Origin of the sequence: Martinezella multihospitum, from assembly GCF_900094585.1 — a bacterium.
Taxonomy (GTDB): Bacteria; Pseudomonadota; Alphaproteobacteria; order Rhizobiales; family Rhizobiaceae; genus Rhizobium; species Rhizobium multihospitium.
In genome coordinates this window covers 46,354-66,833 of record NZ_FMAG01000010.1, presented here as the reverse complement: position 1 = coordinate 66,833, position 20,480 = coordinate 46,354, and the positions used below count along the sequence as shown (strand labels likewise).

Genomic DNA, 20,480 nt, shown 5'->3' with positions numbered 1-20,480 from the left:
CTCCCTCATGACCGACGCGCGACATCGACAAAGCGATGACGCTCAATCAGCTTCGACAGGATCACTGCTCCCTCATCTGTGACAGGCACGAAGAAGCGCAGCTTCCAATTGATCATCTCGGAGAAGAGGCCGATCGACCGCAACCAGTCGCGCATGCCATCCGTGAAGCCAGTCAGTTCGACGCGGTATTCGTTCATGACGCGCACGCGGCGGAGCGTCATGTCGCCGGCAAGCCCGACGACAGAGGATCCATCGACAAGCGATGCCCAGGTCTGGTCGGCGCTCAGCACTTGCGTCTGATCGATCCCGAAGTTGCGGCAAAGGCCGGCGAGCCGATCCGGTGTGATTATGCGGCCGACGATCCGCTCGCCGTCATCGGTCTGCAGCCGCCGCACCCGGCAGAAATCATGCGGCAGCAATTTCCAGATCGGCAGCAACAACCCGCTGACGATGTGCATCGTCGACGTCGAGAATTCCGGCACCGCCGCGACCTCGGTATTCCAGGCGAGGGCGAACGCCTGTTCGTCGGCTTCCTCCCAGTTGGTCTCTTCAAGTTGCCGCACCTCGAATCGCAGCTCGTCCATAGGCCGGATCAGCGACACTCGCGGTTGAATAGATCCATCGTCCAGCATGATCGAGCGGGTCGGGACCATCAACGCCGGCCGGCCCGACTTAATATTGATCATCAGCTTCGCGCGTGCATCCTGCCCGACGAGGCTTTGAACCTCCTCGAACTGCATAGGAGCATTGCGATCCCGGCGTTCGATGGTCAGCAAATGCGAGTGCGCCCCGGTGACCGGATGGGTGTAGATCAGCCGGCGCTCGGAGACCGTCATGCTGTCGGCGGTGATCGTCTCCAGGCCCTTGTCATAGATGCCGGCGGCGATTGCCCCGTCGATGCGGGCGGCGAGCAGTTGCTCGAAGGCCTCGAACAGCACGTTCTGCATGGCGATGGTCAATGCCAGCATGCGATTGAGGAAGGTCTGGATCGGCGGCAGCTCATCCTTCAATCCGCCCTCCTCCGATGTGAGGGACAGGCCGGTGATGCTTTCGAACGTTTCCAGCGAGCAGCCTTCGATCCTGCCGGCATGCAGCAGTCCATAGAATTGTCGCAGCGCGTCACGGGCATATTGCGATTCGAGATTGTCTTCGGACCGGAACATGCCCTGCCCGCCGGTCTGGCGTTGACCACGGGTGATGGCGCCGAGCGTGTCGAGACGCCGGGCGACGGTCGAGAGGAAGCGCCGTTCTGCCTTAACATTGGTGGCGATCATCCGAAAGCGCGGCGGCTGCTTCTGGTTGGCGCGATGACTGCGCCCGAGCCCCTGGATCGCCACGTCGGCTCGCCATCCAGCTTCCAGAAGGTTATGCAAGCGCAGGCGCTGATTTTTGGCGGCAAGATCCGCATGGTAGGATCTGCCGGTTCCGCCGGCGTCGCTGAAGACGAGAATGCCTTTCTCGTCGTCCATGAAGGCGCGGGCCTCATCGAGATTGGCGCTGCCCGGTCGGTTCTGAACGGCAAAGCGCGCGATGGAAGTGTTGTCCTCCAGGCGAACGATGCGACGTGACCTGCCGGTGATTTCGGCTACCTTGCCGGTTCCGAAGTGCTGGACGATCTGATCGAGCGCCGTCGGGATCGCCGGCAGGCTGCCGAGCGTTTCGACCAGTTCGTCGCGGCGACGCTCGGCCTCCCGGCAGATGAGGGGGTTGCCGTTCGCGTCATGAACCGGTCGGGAACTGAGATTGCCGTCAGTGTCGGAAAATTCCTCGAAAAGCTGCACCGGGAAGGAGTGCATCAGGTAATCGATGACATACTCCCGCGGCGTCACGTCGACCTGGAGATCGCCCCATTCCTCGGTCGGGATCCGTGCCAGCCGGCGCTCGGTCAGCGCTGCCCCCGTCGAGACGAGCTGGACGATGGCAGCATGCCCGCCCTCCAGGTCGGCGGCCGTCGCCGCGAGAAGGGCCGGCGTTTTCATCGATGTCAGCAAGTGATTGAAGAAGCGCTGCTTGGAGCTTTCGAAGGCGGAGCGCGCAGCAGCCTTGGCATTTTTGTTTAGCGTGACGGATTTGCCGGCCGCGCTGGTCGCACCAGTGATGCCGGAGGCTTCCATCGCGGCATCGAGATGGTTGTGGATCACCTGGAACGCTTCTGCATAGGAGTCGTAGATGCGGATCTGTTCCTCGGTGAGTTCGTGCTCGAGGATCTCGTATTCGACGCCCTCGAAGGAGAGCGAGCGGGATGCGTAGAGGCCCATGGCCTTCAGGTCGCGCGCCAGCACTTCCATGGCGGCAACGCCACCGTCTTCGATCGCGGCAATGAACTCAGAGCGCGTCGGAAAGGGAAAGTCACTGCTGCCCCAAAGGCCGAGGCGCTCAGCATAGGCGAGCGACTCCACTTCCGACGCGCCGGTGGCCGAGACGTAGACGACGCGGGCATCGGGAAGAGCGCGTTGCAGCCGGAGCCCTGCCCTGCCCTGCTGCGATGCCGCCTTGTCGCCGCGCTCGGTTTTGCCGCCGGCGGCGTTGGCCATGGCATGGCCTTCATCGAAAATGATAACGCCATCGAAGTCGGCGCCGAGCCAGTCGACGATCTGCTGCACGCGTGAGCGTCGGCCCTCACGCTCATCGGTACGAAGCGTTGCAAAGGTGGTGAAGAGGATACCTTCTTCCAGCTTGATGGGCTTGCCTTGCCGGAAGCGCGACAAGGGGGTGACCAGGAGCTTCTCTTGACCCAGCGCGCACCAGTCGCGCTGCGCGTCCTCGATCAGCTTGTCGGACTTCGATATCCAGACAAGCCGCCGGCGACCCTTCACCCAGTTGTCTAGAATAATGCCGGCAGCCTGGCGACCTTTGCCGGCGCCTGTTCCGTCGCCGAGAAACCAGCCGCGACGAAAACGAACAGCATGTTCCGCGTCGGATGCGACCGCCTTGAGATTGTCAAAGGAGGTATCGACGCTCCAGTGTCCGGTGAGATAGCCGGAATGCGCTTCACCGGCATAGATGACGCTTTCGAGTTGGGCGGCGGAAAGATCGCCGCTTACGACGATGCACTTCGGCAGATGCGGGCGATAACTCGGCTTCGGCGGTGCCACCGAGGCCATCGCCACGGATTCCACCAGCCTGTCGGGATGCGGCTTCGCGTCCGGGATGTGAATCGACTGCAGCCGGTAGGATTCGTAGATGTCGTCAACTGCGTTGGCCTCACCCTTCGGCTGAGCGTCCCGCAGCTCGTAGGAGAGTTCGATGACCTCATCATCGACAGGTGCAGGGCGATTCCGCGGCGCGGCAACTGCTGCTGGACGCATCCTGTCCGCGCGCAGGATGCCGTTGGAGGGCGCTCCAATGGAGTCTGGCGCCCTCGCGAGGGTGCGAGGTGGTAGGTCAGCGATCCAAGTGAGAAGCGTTTCCAGATCGGATCCGGTGCCCCTCGACATTACGAGCTTCGACGGATCGCCCGCCGGAACCTTGTCGATCACGGTGAGGCGCGTTTCCATCGTCGTTCCGTGACGCGCGTAGATGCTGCGGTCGATCGCCGAAGTGAATAGCAGCGTGCCCTGCCGCTGCAGCCGAACAAAGGCGTCACGCCATGTGGCATTGTCAGGAGAAAGGCTCGAGCCGGTGATCGTGACAAGTCGGCCACCGGGAGCGAGACGAGCGAAGGCGGAGGTCAGATGCCGCCACGCGGCATCAGCGACACGGCCTTCCACATGGACGCCAACCGAGAACGGCGGGTTCATCAGTACCACGGTAGGCCGAATGGAACGCTCGAGGTAATCGTCGATATGCGCCGCATCGTGCTGCGATATTGGAATGCCGGGAAAAAGCTGCTGCAATAGCGAGTGCCGAGCAGCCGCATATTCGTTGAGCGCCAGTGGCGCGCCCGCGAGTTCCGCGAAGATCGCCATGAGGCCGGTTCCAGCCGACGGTTCGAGAATCACGTCAGCGGCCGTGATGCCGGCAGCACGAGATGCGACGTAGGCGAGCGGGATCGGTGTCGAGAACTGCTGCAACGCGTGGCTCTCCTCGGATCGGCGTGCATGGATAGGCAGGAGAGTCGCCACTTTCATCAGCATCGCGAGTGCCAATTGAGGCGAATGGGTGCGGGAAACGATCGCTGGCCCGAACTTGCGCAGGAACAGCACCTGAGCGGCTTCGGTCGCCTCATAGGCGTCTTTCCAAAGCCAGATGCCTTCGGCATCGCTGCCGCCAAGGGCCTCGATCATGATCTGTCGCAGGTCACCTGAAGTGACGACTTTGCCTTGCTCCAAAAGTGAGGCGATCCGACCGGCAGCTTCTATAAGTTCGTCAGCGCGGCTTTTGGTCTCAAGACGCGAAGGGGCGGAAACGGTTCGAGGATGCGAGATGATATTCATCGAAGGATGCTCCAGGAGTGAGGAAAGAACAGCGGGGCCCAGCGTCCTGCCAAAGGTTCGGAGGAGCGAAATCGGGGCGGCCAGAGAGGGATCGAGGATCGCCAGCTGAAACTGTCGGCGATCGTCAGCGGTCAGGTTGCAGGACTCGCAATGAAACCGGTTGGATCGTCGGGATCGGGCGGCAGATAGGCGTCGCAGGGGTTGCCGTCGGCGAGATGGCCGAATGGCGTGAAGACGTATTCGCCGCTGTTGCGGGCCACGGCGCAAAGTACGTAACGCGGCTCGCGTGTAGACGCATCGAGGCATTCCATAAGAGCAAGATTACCGTCGGACGCGGCGCGCAGCAGCGTGTCGAAGTTTGCGCGGGCATGATCGGGGATAGCCATTGGGGTTCTCCGGACAAAATGAGGCCCGGCGCTTGCCCAGGCCCTGGGATGACTGCGATGGGGTTTGTATACGCGGCCGGGTCTGAGCCAGGCGCGCATGACCATGTCAGGAGGCACTCTCCAGCAGCTTCTTCGCTTTGCCTTCGAGCTCCAGCCGCGTGTCCTGATTGGTTTTCGTGCGCGCGAGTGCGGTGATGCCCTGCACGAAGTCGAAGATCGACTCGGGCGGTCTCCCCTCCTCCGACAGCACCATCTCGATGACCTTGCCGGTCTCGCCTTTCGAGAAGCCTCGCCGACGCAGGAAGGTCTCGCGCTCATCGTCCTTGCGCGCGACGATCCGTTCGCGGGCCGCCTTGATGCCGGCGATGAAGGGTGCCGGCGAGGAATTGGCAAAGCTGGTCAGCGCGGGTGCTGCCTCATGCGCGAAGCGCTGGGCCGCGAACTTCGAATGGCGTATGGTGATCTCCTCGAAACTCTCCGTGCCCCAGAGGTTTCTGTTCGCGCAGACCGCCCGTAAATAAAAGGACGCGATGCCGAGCGTCTTCGAGCCGACCTCGGAGTTCCAGGCATAGAAGCCGCGGAAATAGAGGTCGGGATCGCCGTTCGGCAAACGCCCGGCTTCTATCGGATGGGTGTCGTCGACGAGGAATAGGAAAACGTCGCGGTCGCTGGCATAAAGCGTCGTCGTATCCTTGGTGATGTCGACAAAGGGGTTGTGGGTCATCCTCGCCCAATCAAGGACACCCGGCACTTTCCACATCGTGTCGCCGGTCCCATTGCCGGCGATCTTCATCACGGCGGAGACCAGTTCATGATCCCAGATGCGGCCGTAGTCCGGCCCGGTGACAGCGCGCAGTTCGAGCCGGCCATCGTCCATCTCCAGCGTCTTGACCAGTTCGGCGCGGTGGTTGAGCAGGCCGTGCTGGAGGTTGATCGCTGCAAGCGGCGCCGGCAGTTGCCGCATATACGTGGCCGGGGCGCCGACCAGACTGCAGAGCTGGCCGTAGCTCCAGTGGGTTGGAGCGATCGCTTGACGCTGACCCGGAACGAGAAGCTCAAGCCGCTCCGCATTGTCGCGTGTTGCTTCGACACGGATCGCGGCACTTTCGATGGTGCGGGCATGGGCGCGCTCGGCGCGGGGCCGAACGGTGTCGTAGAGATCGTTCAGCGACAGGAAACGCTCGTCATCGGGGCGCGAAAACCATTCGGACGAAACGCGGCCGATCCGCTCGCCGCGAGAGAGGTCGACCTTAAAGCCGGAAGCAACGGTTTGAGTGGTGGAAGCAAGAGTGCTCATTGAATGTCTCCTTGAAAACGAAAACCCGGCGCGACGGCCGGGCGAGGTTGAGGGATTCTGGGGAAGAAGAAGGATCAATCGGACATTAGCCGGCGGTGCGCCGACCTAATCGCCGAGAGCGCGGCCTGGAACTCGGCGCTTCCGACCACATCGGAGAAATCCATCGTGGTGGCGATGGAAACGCATGCGGCATGGACCTCGTCGTCGGTCACTGCCTCGGGTGTTAGACCCCTAAAACTCGGGTCCACCTCGAGCACCGCCGCGATTGCGTCGCGCACACCAGCCTCTTGCAGCCTGACCAGGACGTGGGAAGGCTTAGGTGCGTCGACAGGCTCTTCAGGATCCGGGTCCCCCGCGAGAATGGCCTCTCCTCGCGCGATCGCCCAGGCAGCTCGGGCGCGCCATTCGGGCGACGGTGGGCGGGCCGCGCGGATGTCGTCGAATAGCATCTTCAACAGTCCGAGCAAGATCTCGAAATGACGCGCCCGGCGCTGGACAGTTTCCTCGAACTGCTGCGGGATCTGGATCGGCGGACCGGCATAGGCCGCATGTGCGCCGTCCCAGATCCCGGTGACATGAACTGGACCGGAGGAATCGAAGTCCTTCTCGGCAACATCCCAGCTGTCGTCGTCGATGGCGGCGCGGCACGCCGCGTCCAATGTATCGGCCGCGTAAGTGCGGCGCCGGAAGATCGGCAGATGGTAGGTGGTCTCGATGATGAAGTCAGGCATGGGTGCCTCCTGAAACGGGAAAACCCGGCGCGATGGCCCGGCTGTTTTGCAAGACCCGACCGCAATGGCGATCGGGTCAGATTGATGGGATGCTGTTGAACCTATTCGGCGGCGGCGAGATGCTCGCCGTCGATCCCGCTTTCGGTATCGCCGGCGTCATCGATCGACGTTTCCGGCTGGTCGAGCAGGAAGGCCGGCAGGTCCTGAGTTCCGGAGATGATCTCCCCTTCGTCGGACCCGACGGAGGTATCATCTCCGACGACTTCGCTTTCGCCGATGCTCTCGTCACTCGTCATGCAAAGCGGCTCCGGCAGCCAGCCGGCCCCTGTCATCAGCCGCTCGGCCTCGCGGGCCATGTCGGTCTTCTTGAGATGACCGATGAGCTCCGCTGCCTGGTCACCCTTGGCTTCCCGGACAGCCTGCAGGATGCGCGCCTTGGTGACGCGGCCGAGATAGTTGTCGGCCGTCGGTGTCCAGCCGGCTTCCACCATGTCGAAGCCGATCGAGCGGGCCAGCTGCTCGGCATGGGCGATCGCCCGGGTGCGCTTGTTCCATGGTTCGATCACCGCGTTGACCGATAGCGAGGCGCAATGGGCAAACAGCGCCTGGCGGCTGACCTCGTCGAGCGTGATCAGAAAATCCCAGAGATCGTTCGGATCCTTGGGGAGATCCTGGCCCCAGGCTTCCTGCCGCTGCTCGATCTCCTTCGCCCAGACCGTATCGCCGAGGCCGGGCGTCTGGCTGAAGCGAGCGCTCTGCACTGTCACCTCGAGGCATGAATCCGAGCCGTAGACGTAGAAGGTCTTCAGGACGAAGGCATGCAGGACCGCGATGAAGGCGATGACAGGATCGTTCGCGAGCGCATTGCGCAAGGCAACGGTGCGCGCCGCCGTCAGATCGAGGACAAGGCGATCGGGAAGCGGTTTGACCGTTTCGTCCTCGTCGTCCGGTTGGGTGTTCTCACCGCCGGCGGCCCCGGTTGCCGGGAGACTACTGCCATGATCGTCGCGATCGTGACCGACATCACTCGAGGGATCGGCTTCATCCTTCCGTTCGTCCTCGGGCCGCACGAAGCCTCGCTCGATCTTGAGCTCGCCACCCACGCCGAGCGAAACGAAGACACCGCCGCGGGCCACCTCCTGCGGATCGAACACGTACGGGCGGTCGTTGAGGCGGTCGAGCTCGCTGCCGAGTTCCTCCAGCTTTTGTTCGGTCGCTTCGGAGTACTCATCTGCCTCCGCATATTCTGCGTCGAGCTTATCGTATTCGGCACGCGTGGCATCATAGCGAGCCAGTTCGTCTTCCGTCATTTCGGCTTGCTCGCCGAAGAAGCGGCGCAGGCCGGACGTGTGGCCGTATGGGAAGTCGAAGGCCGCTTCGACCCATTTCCAGCCTTCGCTCACGCGGAGCGCCTCGGCGTCGGCCTTCAGCTTTTCCATCACGAGCTGCTCAAGCAGCGCCGGATCCTGCAGCCAGCCGCCCTGATCCTGGTCGAACAGATCGCGCATGGTGACGCCTCCCGCCGCCTCGTAAGCTTCGATGCCGACATAGACGGCGCGGCGGTCGCTGGCGCGGATCGCAGTTTCGGTCAGTAAGCGCCGGATGTAATAGGGCTCCCGGCTATGCGAGCGCGAGACCGTATCCCAGACCTGCTCCTGGCGAACATGATCGTTGGTGATTGAAAACGCCATGATCTGCTCCAGCGTGATCTCGTCCTCGGTATACAGATCGAGGAGCCGCGGCGAGACGGAGGCCAGCCGCAGCCGCTGCCTGACCGTTGCAACCGAGACGAAGAAACGTGCGGCGATCTCCTCCTCACCGAGCCCCTGCTCGCGCAAGGTCTGGAAGGCGCGGAACTGATCGAGCGGATGCAGGGACACGCGCTGGACGTTTTCGGCGAGCGAGTCCTCGACCTCGAGGGTTTCGCCCTTGCTGACGATGCAGGGAACGCCGGCGTTTTTTGCCAGCCGCTTCTGCGCAACCAGCCGCTCAAGGGCTCGATATCGGCGACCGCCGGCGGGAATGCGGTAAATGCCCGTCTCGTTGCCATCGCCGTCGAGTTCGGGGCGGACGTTGAGGCTGGTGAGCAGCCCGCGATGGGCGATGTCTTCGGCAAGATCCTCGATCGAGATGCCCGCCTTGATCTTGCGGACGTTCTGCTGGCTGAGCACCAGCTTGTTGAAGGGAATATCCCGGGCTGCACTGAGGGTGATTTTCTGGATGGCCTGAGCCATGTCGTCTCTCCATGACGGACCGGCTGGAGCCTCTCTCCAACCCTCTTAATCCGCCACAACCCCCCCCTTCCCTCCTCTCCCTCTATGCCGCCCGCTTGGACCCCAACGTAAATCATCTCCGCCGCCTAATTGATCGGGCCTGTTTTACCCTCTATCTCTCTTGCCCGTTCAGGCGCCGACCACCATGCATTTTTGATGAGGTCATACATGATAAAGTCCGAGCTCGTTGCATTGATCGCCAGTCGGAATCCTCACCTCTATCACAACGATGCTGAGCGGATTGTCGACACTATCCTCGACGAAATCACAGAAACCCTGGAACAAGGCGGCCGAGTTGAGCTTCGCGGGTTCGGAGTATTTACCGTCCGCAATCGCGCACCCCGTTCGGGCCGCAACCCAAAAGACGGCACGTCAGTTTTCGTCGAAGAAAAATGGGTACCCTTCTTCAAGGCAGGCAAGGAGATGCAGGACAGGTTGAATTCAGCTAGGAGGTTAGAGCCTGGCGGTTAACGCAAAAGTTTCGGCCTTACCCTGTGATGAGCGGCTTGCCTTCCAGAACCCGAAAGCTCATATAAGTACAATGACGAAAAGAAGCGCCATTGCTACGACTACCAAATCGAACAAGGCACCCGCTCCATACAAGGCAGCCGGGAAGCTTTCTGATGGCGTGACCATCCTATCGCCGAAAACAAAACCGACGCACTTCACGTCGAAGGAAATCAAGGCGACAATTGAGCAGCTGCGTAAGGGTATATCTGGCCAAGCTGCAGAACCGCAGGCTAGCAAGTAGTCAGCATGGCAGCTGGTGTGAACCGCGACGTCTTCGTCAACTGCCCGTTTGACGCCCAATACCGCGACTTTTTCTACGCTATCGTCTTTACGGTCATCCGCTCGGGTTTCGTTGCGCGATGTGCGCTCGAAACCGACAACTCCGCCGATAACCGCTTCGACAAGATCTGCCAGATCATCAAGGAATGTCGCTACGGCATCCACGATATTTCTCGGACGGAGACGGACGGCAATCCACCGCTACCGCGGTTCAATATGCCGCTGGAGCTGGGTGTCTTTCTGGGGGCCAAAAAATACGGTGGGCCGGCGCATCGCTCCAAGTCCTGCATCATTTTCGATCGCGAGCAGTATCGTTTTCAGCGATTTATATCCGACATTGCCGGCCAGGATATCCACGCGCATGGCGGAGATACGCGACGGTTGATTACCGAGCTCGCCACGTGGTTGAGAACGCAAAGCCGAGATCAGAAGGTTCCGGGCGGTATTGCAATCGCGGAGGAGTTCGAAAGCTTCAATGCTGTTCTTCCCGATATTTATGCGGCTCGTCAGTTGCACCCGAGCGAAGTCACCTTCGGCGACTACAATGAGGTCGTCGTTGAATATCTGACTGCCGGAGTATCTTAGTCCAATCTAGGAACTGGATCCTGACCACTGCGAAAGGATTGTAGGTTCCCAGGTCAAGTTAATTGCCAACCCTGGATAAACGGCCATATACTTACGATTACGTGCAAAACAACACCTGGCTTGCTAACAAGCGAGGCTTTTCGCCTCCACGGACGATCTGGCCGGGTCTTAACGAGTCGTCCTCGATAAAGGCGTCAGAGCGATGACACCCTCCGCCCTCGCGTCAATGAATGCCGCCGAAACGCTCAAGCATTGTCCGAAGCTGCCGGTTCTCATGGCGAAGGCGCTCGATCAGCAATGACTTTAGTCGTCGATTTTCGAGCTCGAGCAGGGCGAGTTCATCGGTCAAAGGCTCGTAGGCCGTGACAGGGTTCTTGAACGCTGTCGTGACAGGTTTTTGAAGCGAACGCAGCTTGTGTTCGACGTGCCTGACGGCACGAGACGATTCGGACCTAGTGGCAGCGTTTCCTGCTGTAAATGGACGAGGTTCTTCGACCGGCGTAGGGGCGATCGCGATCGGTTCAACAGATTGAAGCCCAACGGATGCGGATCCGATGTTTTCAACGCCGGTGGCGGTAGGCACCACCGGCACGGGAGCCAAAACAGGCGTCGGCGTAGCGGTGGCGATGTCAATGGTCGCGCCGGCGTCATCGAACAATTGCGGCGCAACGCTGGCAGCCTGGCGCGCCAGGGCTTTTAAGTCCGTCGTGCCCCAGATCGATCCCGAGGTCGCGACAGAACGGCGGCCCTTCGACTTGAACTCCACAACGAAACGTCTTTGCTGGGTCTTCATAAAATTCCACTTTTAGAAAGCCCGGCTGGCAGGCTTATCGGTTTTCAAACCGCTCAAGCATTCTGCGCAGTTGAGCGTTCTGCTGTTTCAACCTTTGAGCCAGCGCCACCTTCAGATCGGCAATCTCGACATCGAGGGTCAAAACCTCATCCAAGAAGGCAGGCCGCGCCGAAGTGGCTGGCTGCTCGCTGACGTCATCCGGTCGGAGGACCGACGAAGATGGCCGCTCGACGTGGCCTTGCTCTATACGCTTTGCCCGCTTTTTGCCAGCCTTCGACACGATGGCTTCATCACTACGCGTCGACGTCGCATCCGTGGCTGGCTTGTCCATTGCCAGTTCCAAGGGATCAGGATGAGGATTAGATACTCTGGCATCGGCAGTGGGCGCTCTGTCATCTACCACAGCGACGAGCTCCGGTGGCGCTGCCTGATCTGCTTCGTCCAGTTGGGTTATCTCGGCCGTATCGGTCTGGTCCAGCGAGCCGGCTGCTGAAACTGACGCGCGTCCGTCATTCGCCTCGTCTGTCGGCGACTCGGGGACCGGTGCGGGAAGAAGCGGTTGCTTCGGCTTGGGGCGTGCCGTCAAATCGGCGAGGAAACGCCATGGTGATCTCATAGGATTCAACCTCAAGCAAACAGGGGCATGGCGACGATTGCTGACAGGTCTCCCCGCCCCTTATTAGTCAAATGTCACCGCTGCAAGCGCGAACTCTTTAGTGGATGGCTTACTTCGAGCTTTTTGCGCAGATCCCGGTTTTCTTCTTCCAGCTTGATGAGATCTTCGAGCTCATCAAGGGCTGCGACAGGGGCCGGCTCTGAGGGCGCGCCAGCCTTTGGCACGCGCGCCGTTCGCGTGGCTTTTGCAGCAGCATCGGGCTTGGCAGCGACGATTTTGGCGCTTTTGCCACGACCGCGACCTGACTTGACCGCGCCCGCCGGCGACGTGGCCATTTCCGTGCCAGTATCTTGAGCCGCTGCGGTAATCTTCTTCTGCCGCGGGGCACGCGTCTTCTTGACAGGCGAAGCCTGGGTTGCAGCCCCTGCAGTCTCGGTCTGGTCAGTCTAATTGTCGGCGTCAGCCATTATGATCTCCTTTGCGGCCGAATCCATTTCGGTCAAGCTCTGGTACAGTGTCAACAACAGCTTGCGTGGGCCTTTCAGCGGCTCCGGGCGAAGGCGACGCGGTCGCGTCAGCCAACGACGATGGACCGATAAAGGGTCCCTGCCCTATGACCCGGGGCTCGACCGTTGGGGAGCACCCCTTCACACGCGCTCGAATTCATCGAAGCAGGGAGTTGTGCGCATATGTCGTGTCAGTAACCTTGTTTAAAGTGGATCGAAAAGCCGACGATTGCTATCTCGTCGTCGGGGCTCTTCATTGGAGCGAGGGGACGAGATGACATCACGAAGATCGATTGCCGAGCAAGTGATCGCCAGGGCGAGAGCTCGGGGCACGCCAATCGACGACGATCTCGAATTCATGGCGGTAGTAGAACTGTGGATCGCCGGCGAGATCGAAGCCGATGGTATGCGGGATCGTTACGATACCTTGCTGAGGCAACGATCCATGTCCAAAAAAGGCGGTATTGGCGCGCTCGCGGATCCAGGTGCTGACGAATGGAACAGATGACGTCCAAACGCAGATCCTATCGGCCCGCGAGATGCTGGCGCACATGGACATGCCACTCACTTGAAGTTGCAACACACGCGCCTGCGGATGGCGACCGGACTGGCTCCGACGCGAAAACCGATCTCGGGCTCGCCTGAACGGTTTTGCATTCATCCCATGTACCCAGTGCTTAATCCCGTGGAACCAGAACTTGGCGATTGGGGTCTCGTCAGATCAGGATTGCTGACCGCCAATGCGCAAGACGCTGCTGCCCTAGCCTTTGACTGGAGAAGCGCCGATACCATGGGTTTAATCGTAAACTGCCGCTGTGCGGCACGTCTGGTGAGATCGCGCAGATAAGCGCCGGCTGAGACGATGTTTCCTCCCCGTTCGAAGATGCAAGCGACCGCCGCACTGGCGTTTTCGTGCCCCATGACAGCACAGGCTTGATGGAAGGCCGACGGACTAATCTGAAGCATCGTTCGTAAGACAGAGGTGGCTGTCAGGAGGTCTCGCCAGGTTCTAATCGCTCCGCCCGGCCCATAGGCATGAATTTCGTCGCAGGCGCGAAGCACGATATCCAGCGGAAGGGTCGGTTTTTTGAACTGCGTCTCGTCTGCGGCGGGGCTGGAGGCTGGTTGCTCTGGCGAGGTTGCGTCAGCCAGATGCCCAGACCGAAAAGTCATGCAAGGTCCCGCGTCATGGATTGCTTCAGATTCAGAAAAGGAATGTGTTTGTGAATCCTGTATGTGGCGCTCATTCTGGGACTCTCTGGCGCGCAAATTTTGGGTTTTATCGTGATCGTTCAGGAGTTTGACGATTACCGTGCGAAGCTCGCTTAGGCGGTTCAGCAAGAGCTCGAGTTCCTCAAGGGACGGCCGACGTGGCAAGGTTGTAAGGAAGGAGCGAAACCGGCCGTGAAGACCTTCCCAGTCACCGTCGACGCACCCATCTTTTGCGAGTTGGATGAACTTGATGATGTCGCGCCGGCATAGAGTGATCCGCTCTCTCGTTGACTGGAAAAGTTCTCGATCAGCCGCGATTTGCGCTGCAATCGTCTCTATTTCCGTTGCGCGCGAAAGGAGTGGGGCCAAATTGAAGCCGAACGCTTCGTTGATCTCGCCTGCTCTGCTCCGCCGAGCAAAGCGTTTTCCATTAGCGCTGTCTTTACGAAGGATGAGCCCCGCGTCGACGAGCGCGGCAAGATGGCGTCTCAAGGTTGCTGCTGTCATTCCCCTTGCGCGTATTGAAAGCTGTGCGTTCGATGGAAAGACGATCAGATCGTTCTGAGGCACAAGATCATCGGACGGGTAGAAAGACAGAAGAGCGTCGAGGACCGAGAGAGATCGGTCCGACACATTCAATTCCTCTCTGGCTTCGCAGACAGCCCTGAAAAGCTTCCACTTGTTGCGCTTGGTTTCCGGTGGTGCTTCGTCAATTTGTCGCTGCCTTGCCAATAAGGCAAACGTCATCGACCGCCCAAACGGCGTTGTGATATGTCCACGATCCATTTCTTCACCTTAAAAAAGGCAAAAGAAATCCGCTCACCAAAATCGGTGCCAAGACTCTTGACTAGGATTCATGGAAATGCGATTCTCGATCTTGTCACGGAATACGAGAGAGGCTTCCACGGTTCACCGCTTGGGGGCCTTTTTCTTTTGCATCCTACTCCTGTTTTTCTGTTTCAACGGTGCCTGTTGTCCCTTCCGAGACGTAGGCGGCGTAAATGTCCGGCAGCTTGCGCAGAAGAAACTCCGCGAAATTCGGAGCATCCTTCGTTTGAATTGTCACCTTCACGGCACGCTTCGCGAACTGCGCGGTTGCAATCCTGCGACCCTCCTTGGTCTCGACGACAAGCTCCTCGCCCTCGGTAGACCTTTGCGGGGCCAAAGCCTTCAGAATAGTCTCGAAACGGGCATCGCTTGAGCGGGCGCGGAAAGCTTCCTGGTCGATCAGCTGACGCCAAACCTTGTCGCTTCTTGTGTCCGTGAGAAGCCGTGCGAAGGTTTCCCAGCGCGGCCTTCCGATGGAGGGAGCCGGTCCGATGGCTTCGATCAGTTCGGCTGGGATGGAATTTGCAAGCGAGATCATTCCTGACAGCACACCTTTCGATGTTGTCGTCAGCGCGTCCATAATCACCTGGCGGCGAACCCCCATCTCTTCAAGACGGAGCGCAAAGAGGGCCTTTTCGATGAAGGACAGATCGAGACGGTCTGTGTTTTCCTTGCCTTGCGCGACGATAAGGTCTTCGTCTGAGAGGGGCCTGACAATGGCTTTAACCTTGGCCCCGATTTGCCGTAGAGCCTCCAAGCGTCTATGCCCAAACGCTAGCTGATATTCGCCAGCTTTGTCCTGATGCGGGCGAACCAGAACAGGGACGATCTGTCCGCTGGTGCGGATGCTCTCGCGCAACTCAATGAAACTTGGGCCCGTAAAGTCGTCAAGGCGGTCCTTAACGAACGATCGGTGAATGACTTCCGGTGCAAGTTCGACGATCGTTTCGCCCGCTTCGAGTTGGGCGCGCAGTCGTTCCGCCTCTTCGGCCTCAGTGGCAAGGTTGGCAATGGCCCGATTCATCGAATTAAGCGCGCCCGACTGTACAGCCGGCTTTGAGCGCGTAGCAGGTTCTGCGGCGGAAACGGGCTGAATCGGCTCGAGGAAATTCTTGAGCTGGTCGCTTCGTCTGCTCATGTCTTGCGCCCCCATGCCTGCTTGACGAGCATTTCGATTTCGCCGTTCATGCTGTCGAGAGATTCAATCGCCCGGTCGTAGGTCGCGCGGGTAAAGTTTTCCCGACCGACCTCGTATAGCGTTTGCTTGGTGATACCGGCATCGGAGATCGCAGCGGATTTCACCATGGCATTGGTCAGTACTCGGTCGCCGAATAGACTCTTCAGCAAGCCAACAATTTGGCCCTGAGGACCGTCGCTGGGTTCATAGCGCGTCACGGCGTAGCGAAAGAAATCGTATTCCGCATTGCCGCCGGCGTTTTCGACAACGTTGAATAGGCCGGCTGTCATGTGCAGGAATTGCGACATGGAGGCGACATCCAACATTTGCGGATGGATGGTGACGACAACGCTGCGTGCCGCACAAAGCGCCGAGAGTGTCAGAAATCCAAGTGACGGGGGGCAATCGAGAATAACGACGTCGTAGTCCTTGTCGACGGAGGCAAGTGATGTCGCGATGCGCGTGAAGAACATCTGGTCGCGGTTGCGAGACCTCTCGCTCAGCATGCGAGGGGTGTCGTGCTCGAATTCCTGCAGTTCCAGGTTGCCCGGGACGATATCGAGGCCGGTGAAGTAGGTTTTCCGGATGATATCGCTGAGTGGGCGCTGGTGCTGATCGTAGCGAATGGCGCCGTACATGGTTTCGTTGGCGGCTAGATCGAATTCGGGCTGGATGCCGAACAACGCGGAAAGCGACGCTTGGGGGTCGAGATCGATGGCCAGCGTCCGATAGCCGCGAAGCGCAAAATATTGCGCAAGGTGCGCGGCTGTAGTGGTCTTGCCGGAGCCGCCCTTGAAATTGGTGACCGCAATCACTTGCAGGGCTTCGTTGTCCGTTCGCTGCGGTGAATACCCTTTCTTGTTGGCGCTCAAGTAACGACGGATTTCATGGATCTGTTCAAGTGAGTAGAGGCGCCGTCCGGCGCCGTTCTTTTCCGCGTCTGGGATATTGCCTTCCGACGCCAGAAGGCGAAGGTAGGCATCACTGATTCCGATCAGCTTTGCAGCTTCTCCGGCCATGAACTTGCGAAGTTGCTTTTCGGCGGTCGGCGGAAACGCGCGCGCCCGCAGCTGCTGGAGTTGGGCGCTGAGGAGATCAGCGTCGGCCTCGATAAGGCGGGTTAGCGACGGGACAGCCGATGCACGCGCCAGAGAGTGAGTTGCGACTGAATTCATTTTAAACGCTCAATCAGGTGAAATCGACAATTGAGCGTAAAAATGATCCGAGTCGGTATCGCGGTCAAGGGAAATTGGGTTAACGGAAGGTTAACGCAATCGCTTAACGGTGAGCTAGATATTGAGATGCCCGAATCGCCACAGACCATCCCAGAATTCTTAGCTGATTTCCCTCCCCTCCCCGCAGATAAGAGCAGAAATCAATCGGCTACAGCGCTGGATCCTCAGGAAACGGATGGCGCGATCATGGAAATCTTTGTGAAGTACCCGCGAGCTCGGTAGCGAAGCCCGAGGTTCGGTTGCAACGACATCGGCGGCAAAAAGGTAGCCTAGCCGGTCAAGTTGCCGACATAACGTGTCCATGTCCGTTGGCGGGAGCGGCTCGCCGAAACGAGTGCCTCTGCGAATACGCGGCTCCCTGCAATCGCGGCTCGCAGCAACGAGCGGGCGCCGGTGGCCAAGCAATGGGTTAACGGACGTGGTGGGTCCTAGGAGGCTGGCGCTCCAGAGCATATGATGACTACAATGACTGGATGTATTGTGACGGCGATTGTGGTTCACCTCCGATACAGCGCACGTGAGCCGGCGGAGGCCAGCTTTGCCTTACGCGGTGAAAATTCAGTGAACGCCAGTCAAGACCTTTTTCAACGCGGGGGCTGCTTGGCACGTTCTGAGTAGATGGCGGCGGCGGCCGGCTCTTTCGTTTCTGTCGATTCGGCTACGGTGATGGCCTTTTTCGTGATGAGTTCTCTCCGCCGCATTAACATTCTTACACTTTTGGCTGGGAGAAATGTGGGAACCCAGCTTGGTTGCATGGGGCTGCGGCGACAGGATTAACCTGACGATGTGGTACGGTGGAGTGATTAATTTAAACTCCAGGTGATGCTGCGGCATGCCATTGTCTGATGCTAATGTCTCGTGTGTGTGGGGTCTTCGGCCAGGCTGAGGGCTAAGTCGGATGGCGGACCGCGGGAAATACCACAGCGGTTCCATGTGATGGTGCGGCGCCCATGGTCAGCTCTTCCTTTTTCATCGACGGGCACATCGTGCGGGCACCTGCAAGTTCTCAGCTAAGAACTTTTATAGGCAGTCGAAGAGTCGGGGTTCAACAACCTCCGCGCCTCATGCAACGGCTCACAGAAAATCCGATAAGTTCTCAGCTGAGAACCAGCTATAGAGGCGCTGTACGGCCTGTGCTGTGCGCTCATCGCGTCCACGCTAGGCTTTATTGAGCTTCCCGTTCATGCAGCAGGCGATCAAGCGTTTGGGCACGCCTGCCGATATCGCCGGACCGGTGGCATTCCTAACCAGCGACGGCGCCCGCTTTGTGGCCGGCCAGACGCTTGTCGTCGGTGGCGGCTGGATGCGACAGTAGGGATCGCGGTCTCGGTGAGGCCGAGGGCACGCCCTCGACCAGCCCCTGATCGACTGCCTGGCCGGGATATTCCGATCAGCCTTGCCTGATAGCAGCTGTTGACAAATGCCGGTCAGGAGGGCGGCCAATCCGTGGCGACTTTATCCGTTGGCAAGGCCAGGCCAGCTCCCGGCGTCCGCGCTTGAGCGAGCGCCGAGGAGCCGCCCTTATACCGTTTTGATCGTCCCGCCATCGATGACAAACTCAGCGCCGTGGATCGCAGCCGCACGGTCGGAGGCGAGATAGGCGATAAGGTCGGCCACCTCCTCAGGCTCGGCTCCGCGCCCGATCGAGATCCCGCCTAAGGCATCGAGCACCGACTGCCGCGCATCCTCGATCGTGCCGCCATTGGCATTCCGAAGCATTTCGAGAAAGTCTCCGGTGGCATCGGTCATGATCCAGCCAGGCGAGACGGAATTGACGCGGACGCGCTTGGGACCGAGTTCTTTCGAGATCGACTTGCTGTAGGTTCTGAGCGCCGCCTTCGCCGCGGCGTATGCTGTCGTGGATTCAGGCAGCGGCAGGACGGACTGAATTGAGGTGATGTGCACGACAGCGCCCTTGCCCCGCTCAAGCATCTGCGGGATCAACAAGCGATCGAGCCGGACGGTCGCCAGCAGGTTGAGGTTCAGTTCGGCGAGCCAGTGGTCATCCGTCAGCGCGGCGAAACCACCCGCCGGCGAAGCCGAGCCACCGATAACATGGGCAAGGATGTCAATGCCGCCCAGCCGCTCGATTGCCACCCTGGCTAGCGCTTCGCTACCCTCCGCAGTGGTCAAGTCGGCCTGAGCATATTCCACGCCCTCGATGGGATCCTTGATCGTGCGGGCGGCGGTGACAACACGGGCGCCGCCGGCAAGGAAGCGCTCGACCGTCGCGCGGCCCAGCCCCTTGGTGCCCCGCTGACGAGTATGCGCTTGCCGGCGAATTCGGTTGGATCTGCCTTGATGTTCATACTGTCGTCTCCAGGGTCTTGATGGCGTTGTTGGCCAGCTCAAAGCGATAGGTGAAGCGGATCGGGCTGCCGGGAAAGTCTCCATGGGCGGGGCCTTCGAGCACGACATCGCCATCTTCCTCCCGAACAGCATCGGGCTCGAAGATCGCCTTGACCGCGATTGCTTCATCCTTGAGCAGCTTTCGTATCTCAGCCACCCCCTCGTAGCGCTTGCCGTTGTCGATGAAGACGGCATCTTGCAGGAACGGCTTCATCATGCCGTCGATATCGAGACGGGCATTTGCCTCGACATAGTCGGCAATCGGCTTGGGTAGGTTCATTGACATCTTCATCTCCTTGATGGTGATGAGGCAAACTTAGTCATGGACTTTTCGCCCGATAAGCGAGACAAACCGGCATGGGGCATTACGAAAATCGGGACAATGACTCGTTATTCGCTGATCGAACTTGAGGCCGTTCTCGCCATTGTTCGGTGCGGCTCGTTTCGAGCGGCGGCGCTCGAACTCGGCATGTCGACCACTGCTATCAGCAACGCGGTGGGCAAGCTCGAACGGGAGCTTGACGTGCGGTTATTCAATCGCACCACGCGCAGCGTCTCGCTCACCTATGCGGGGAGGATCTTCGTCGCACAGATCAAGCCAGCGCTTGATGGCATCCAGAAAGCGATGAACACGGCGCGCTCCCAGCAGGACACGCCGTCTGGGATCTTACGCATCAATGCTTTCGCGACCGCGGCGCGCGAGATTATGGCGCCGCTGGTCCTGAGCTATCTGAAGCTATATCCGCAGGTTCATATAGACATCGTCACGGAGGGGCGGCTTGTTGACGTCGTGGCAGCGGGCTTCGATCTGGGCGTGCGCAGCGCGGATCTGGTGCCCAGCGACGCGATCGCCATACCGCTGGGTCAGATGCGACGCATGGCGGTTGCGGCATCGCCCGCCTTTTTCGAAAACAGGGCTATCCCCCGAGTGCCGCAGGACCTGCTTTCTTACCCCTGCGTTCGCGTGCGGCTTCCCGATGGCTCGTTGTTCCGATGGCGGTTCGAGAAGGGCGCCGAAGAACTGCAGCTCGACGTCGAGGGGCCGATCACTCTTGACGAGGCATCCCTGGCGCGGATCGCGGTGATGAACGGCGTGGGGATCGGCTATTTCATGGAAGCCGATGTCCGCGAAGACATTGCTGCGGGGCGACTCGTACGCATTCTCGAAGACTGGACACCGCCGCTCGTGCCGCTGTGCCTCTATTATTATAATCGGCGCAATTCCTCTGCAGCCTTCCAGGCCTTCATCGGGCTTGCGCGCGACTACGCGGCCGGGCGGCTCGCACAGCGTTGAGCCTGCTGAACGTCAGAAGTGCCGAGGTCGCTC

The 20,480-nt window shown here is 59.9% G+C and carries 17 protein-coding genes and 1 pseudogene; 5 read left to right on the top strand and 13 right to left on the bottom strand.

All coding sequences use genetic code 11. The annotated features are described in order from the left end of the window. Window positions 1-5 precede the first annotated feature (5 nt). From GA0061103_RS29915 to GA0061103_RS29895, 5 genes are all read right to left on the bottom strand, one after another. The gene (locus GA0061103_RS29915; protein WP_092718101.1) at window positions 6-4,376 is read right to left on the bottom strand and encodes a strawberry notch family protein; all 4,371 of its coding nucleotides are present in this window, start codon (window positions 4,374-4,376) and stop codon (window positions 6-8) included. A 131-nt stretch (window positions 4,377-4,507) separates the two neighbouring features. Then, window positions 4,508-4,762, bottom strand: coding sequence for a DUF6117 family protein (locus tag GA0061103_RS29910; RefSeq protein ID WP_092718099.1), 255 nt, complete (start codon window positions 4,760-4,762; stop codon window positions 4,508-4,510). Window positions 4,763-4,868: 106 nt separating this feature from the next. Further along, window positions 4,869-6,059 carry a DUF932 domain-containing protein gene (locus GA0061103_RS29905; RefSeq protein ID WP_092718095.1) on the bottom strand — a complete coding sequence of 397 codons (1,191 nt, stop codon included), beginning with the start codon at window positions 6,057-6,059 and terminating at the stop codon, window positions 4,869-4,871. A 74-nt stretch (window positions 6,060-6,133) separates the two neighbouring features. Next, window positions 6,134-6,790, bottom strand: coding sequence for a hypothetical protein (locus GA0061103_RS29900; protein ID WP_092718092.1), 657 nt, complete (start codon window positions 6,788-6,790; stop codon window positions 6,134-6,136). Between the two features lie 101 nt (window positions 6,791-6,891). Next, entirely contained in the window at window positions 6,892-9,024 is a 2,133-nt protein-coding gene (locus tag GA0061103_RS29895) for a ParB/RepB/Spo0J family partition protein (protein WP_092718089.1), read from the bottom strand. Between the two features lie 207 nt (window positions 9,025-9,231). On the opposite strand from GA0061103_RS29895, the gene GA0061103_RS29890 reads away from it, so the two are divergent. Next, entirely contained in the window at window positions 9,232-9,534 is a 303-nt protein-coding gene (locus GA0061103_RS29890) for an integration host factor subunit beta (protein WP_092718086.1), read from the top strand. Window positions 9,535-9,819: 285 nt separating this feature from the next. Next, window positions 9,820-10,437, top strand: coding sequence for a hypothetical protein (locus tag GA0061103_RS29880; protein ID WP_208603584.1), 618 nt, complete (start codon window positions 9,820-9,822; stop codon window positions 10,435-10,437). 223 nt (window positions 10,438-10,660) lie between these two features. Here the strand turns inward: GA0061103_RS29880 and GA0061103_RS29875 are convergent, their stop codons facing one another. The 3 genes from GA0061103_RS29875 to GA0061103_RS29865 form a co-directional block, all read right to left on the bottom strand. Continuing rightward, the gene (locus GA0061103_RS29875; RefSeq protein ID WP_092718080.1) at window positions 10,661-11,230 is read right to left on the bottom strand and encodes a hypothetical protein; all 570 of its coding nucleotides are present in this window, start codon (window positions 11,228-11,230) and stop codon (window positions 10,661-10,663) included. A gap of 34 nt (window positions 11,231-11,264) precedes the next feature. Next, window positions 11,265-11,846: a hypothetical protein gene (locus tag GA0061103_RS29870; protein ID WP_092718078.1), complete on the bottom strand. Its 582-nt coding sequence runs from the start codon at window positions 11,844-11,846 to the stop codon at window positions 11,265-11,267. A 74-nt stretch (window positions 11,847-11,920) separates the two neighbouring features. Further along, window positions 11,921-12,181, bottom strand: a complete 261-nt coding sequence (locus tag GA0061103_RS29865) for a hypothetical protein (protein ID WP_092718075.1) — start codon at window positions 12,179-12,181, stop codon at window positions 11,921-11,923. A 445-nt stretch (window positions 12,182-12,626) separates the two neighbouring features. On the opposite strand from GA0061103_RS29865, the gene GA0061103_RS34860 reads away from it, so the two are divergent. After that, on the top strand, window positions 12,627-12,860 hold the full coding sequence (locus tag GA0061103_RS34860) for a hypothetical protein (RefSeq protein ID WP_141694483.1): 234 nt from the start codon (window positions 12,627-12,629) through the stop codon (window positions 12,858-12,860). Window positions 12,861-13,009: 149 nt separating this feature from the next. Here GA0061103_RS34860 and repC read toward each other — a convergent pair whose 3' ends face one another. The 3 genes from repC to repA all read right to left on the bottom strand — a co-directional run bounded on the left by repC (window position 13,010) and on the right by repA (window position 16,744). Next, on the bottom strand, window positions 13,010-14,350 hold the full coding sequence (repC, locus tag GA0061103_RS29855; RefSeq protein WP_092718068.1) for a plasmid replication protein RepC: 1,341 nt from the start codon (window positions 14,348-14,350) through the stop codon (window positions 13,010-13,012). 154 nt (window positions 14,351-14,504) lie between these two features. Next, the gene (gene repB, locus GA0061103_RS29850; RefSeq protein ID WP_167376670.1) at window positions 14,505-15,530 is read right to left on the bottom strand and encodes a plasmid partitioning protein RepB; all 1,026 of its coding nucleotides are present in this window, start codon (window positions 15,528-15,530) and stop codon (window positions 14,505-14,507) included. After that, window positions 15,527-16,744, bottom strand: coding sequence for a plasmid partitioning protein RepA (repA, locus tag GA0061103_RS29845; protein ID WP_092718062.1), 1,218 nt, complete (start codon window positions 16,742-16,744; stop codon window positions 15,527-15,529). The genes repB and repA overlap by 4 nt, the downstream gene beginning before the upstream one ends. Before the next feature lie 1,243 nt (window positions 16,745-17,987). Between repA and GA0061103_RS29835 the strand changes: the two genes are divergently transcribed. Next, window positions 17,988-18,119 carry an SDR family oxidoreductase gene (locus GA0061103_RS29835; protein WP_425349561.1) on the top strand — a complete coding sequence of 44 codons (132 nt, stop codon included), beginning with the start codon at window positions 17,988-17,990 and terminating at the stop codon, window positions 18,117-18,119. 206 nt (window positions 18,120-18,325) lie between these two features. Here GA0061103_RS29835 and GA0061103_RS29830 read toward each other — a convergent pair. Continuing rightward, window positions 18,326-19,113, bottom strand: a pseudogene (locus tag GA0061103_RS29830) (SDR family oxidoreductase). Continuing rightward, window positions 19,110-19,433 carry a nuclear transport factor 2 family protein gene (locus GA0061103_RS29825; protein ID WP_245304903.1) on the bottom strand — a complete coding sequence of 108 codons (324 nt, stop codon included), beginning with the start codon at window positions 19,431-19,433 and terminating at the stop codon, window positions 19,110-19,112. The pseudogene GA0061103_RS29830 and the gene GA0061103_RS29825 overlap by 4 nt, the downstream one beginning before the upstream one ends. A 102-nt stretch (window positions 19,434-19,535) precedes the next feature. Here GA0061103_RS29825 and GA0061103_RS29820 point away from each other — a divergent pair, with 102 nt between their 5' ends. Continuing rightward, window positions 19,536-20,447 (top strand): LysR family transcriptional regulator, encoded by a 912-nt coding sequence (locus GA0061103_RS29820; protein WP_092718053.1) that lies wholly within the window; start codon window positions 19,536-19,538, stop codon window positions 20,445-20,447. Window positions 20,448-20,480: the final 33 nt, after the last annotated feature.

Bases quoted from the DNA above. Each gene is read 5' to 3' on its own strand.
- GA0061103_RS29880 (WP_208603584.1), top strand. From the start codon at position 9,820: ATGGCAGCTGGTGTGAACCGCGACGTCTTCGTCAACTGCCCGTTTGAC.
- GA0061103_RS29910 (WP_092718099.1), bottom strand. From the start codon at position 4,762: ATGGCTATCCCCGATCATGCCCGCGCAAACTTCGACACGCTGCTGCGC.
- GA0061103_RS34860 (WP_141694483.1), top strand. From the start codon at position 12,627: ATGACATCACGAAGATCGATTGCCGAGCAAGTGATCGCCAGGGCGAGA.
- GA0061103_RS29890 (WP_092718086.1), top strand. From the start codon at position 9,232: ATGATAAAGTCCGAGCTCGTTGCATTGATCGCCAGTCGGAATCCTCAC.
- GA0061103_RS29825 (WP_245304903.1), bottom strand. From the start codon at position 19,433: ATGAACCTACCCAAGCCGATTGCCGACTATGTCGAGGCAAATGCCCGT.
- GA0061103_RS29820 (WP_092718053.1), top strand. From the start codon at position 19,536: ATGACTCGTTATTCGCTGATCGAACTTGAGGCCGTTCTCGCCATTGTT.
- GA0061103_RS29870 (WP_092718078.1), bottom strand. From the start codon at position 11,846: ATGAGATCACCATGGCGTTTCCTCGCCGATTTGACGGCACGCCCCAAG.
- GA0061103_RS29915 (WP_092718101.1), bottom strand. From the start codon at position 4,376: ATGAATATCATCTCGCATCCTCGAACCGTTTCCGCCCCTTCGCGTCTT.
- GA0061103_RS29900 (WP_092718092.1), bottom strand. From the start codon at position 6,790: ATGCCTGACTTCATCATCGAGACCACCTACCATCTGCCGATCTTCCGG.
- GA0061103_RS29835 (WP_425349561.1), top strand. From the start codon at position 17,988: ATGCAGCAGGCGATCAAGCGTTTGGGCACGCCTGCCGATATCGCCGGA.
- GA0061103_RS29875 (WP_092718080.1), bottom strand. From the start codon at position 11,230: ATGAAGACCCAGCAAAGACGTTTCGTTGTGGAGTTCAAGTCGAAGGGC.
- repB (WP_167376670.1), bottom strand. From the start codon at position 15,530: ATGAGCAGACGAAGCGACCAGCTCAAGAATTTCCTCGAGCCGATTCAG.
- repA (WP_092718062.1), bottom strand. From the start codon at position 16,744: ATGAATTCAGTCGCAACTCACTCTCTGGCGCGTGCATCGGCTGTCCCG.
- GA0061103_RS29865 (WP_092718075.1), bottom strand. From the start codon at position 12,181: ATGGCCACGTCGCCGGCGGGCGCGGTCAAGTCAGGTCGCGGTCGTGGC.
- GA0061103_RS29905 (WP_092718095.1), bottom strand. From the start codon at position 6,059: ATGAGCACTCTTGCTTCCACCACTCAAACCGTTGCTTCCGGCTTTAAG.
- repC (WP_092718068.1), bottom strand. From the start codon at position 14,350: ATGGATCGTGGACATATCACAACGCCGTTTGGGCGGTCGATGACGTTT.
- GA0061103_RS29895 (WP_092718089.1), bottom strand. From the start codon at position 9,024: ATGGCTCAGGCCATCCAGAAAATCACCCTCAGTGCAGCCCGGGATATT.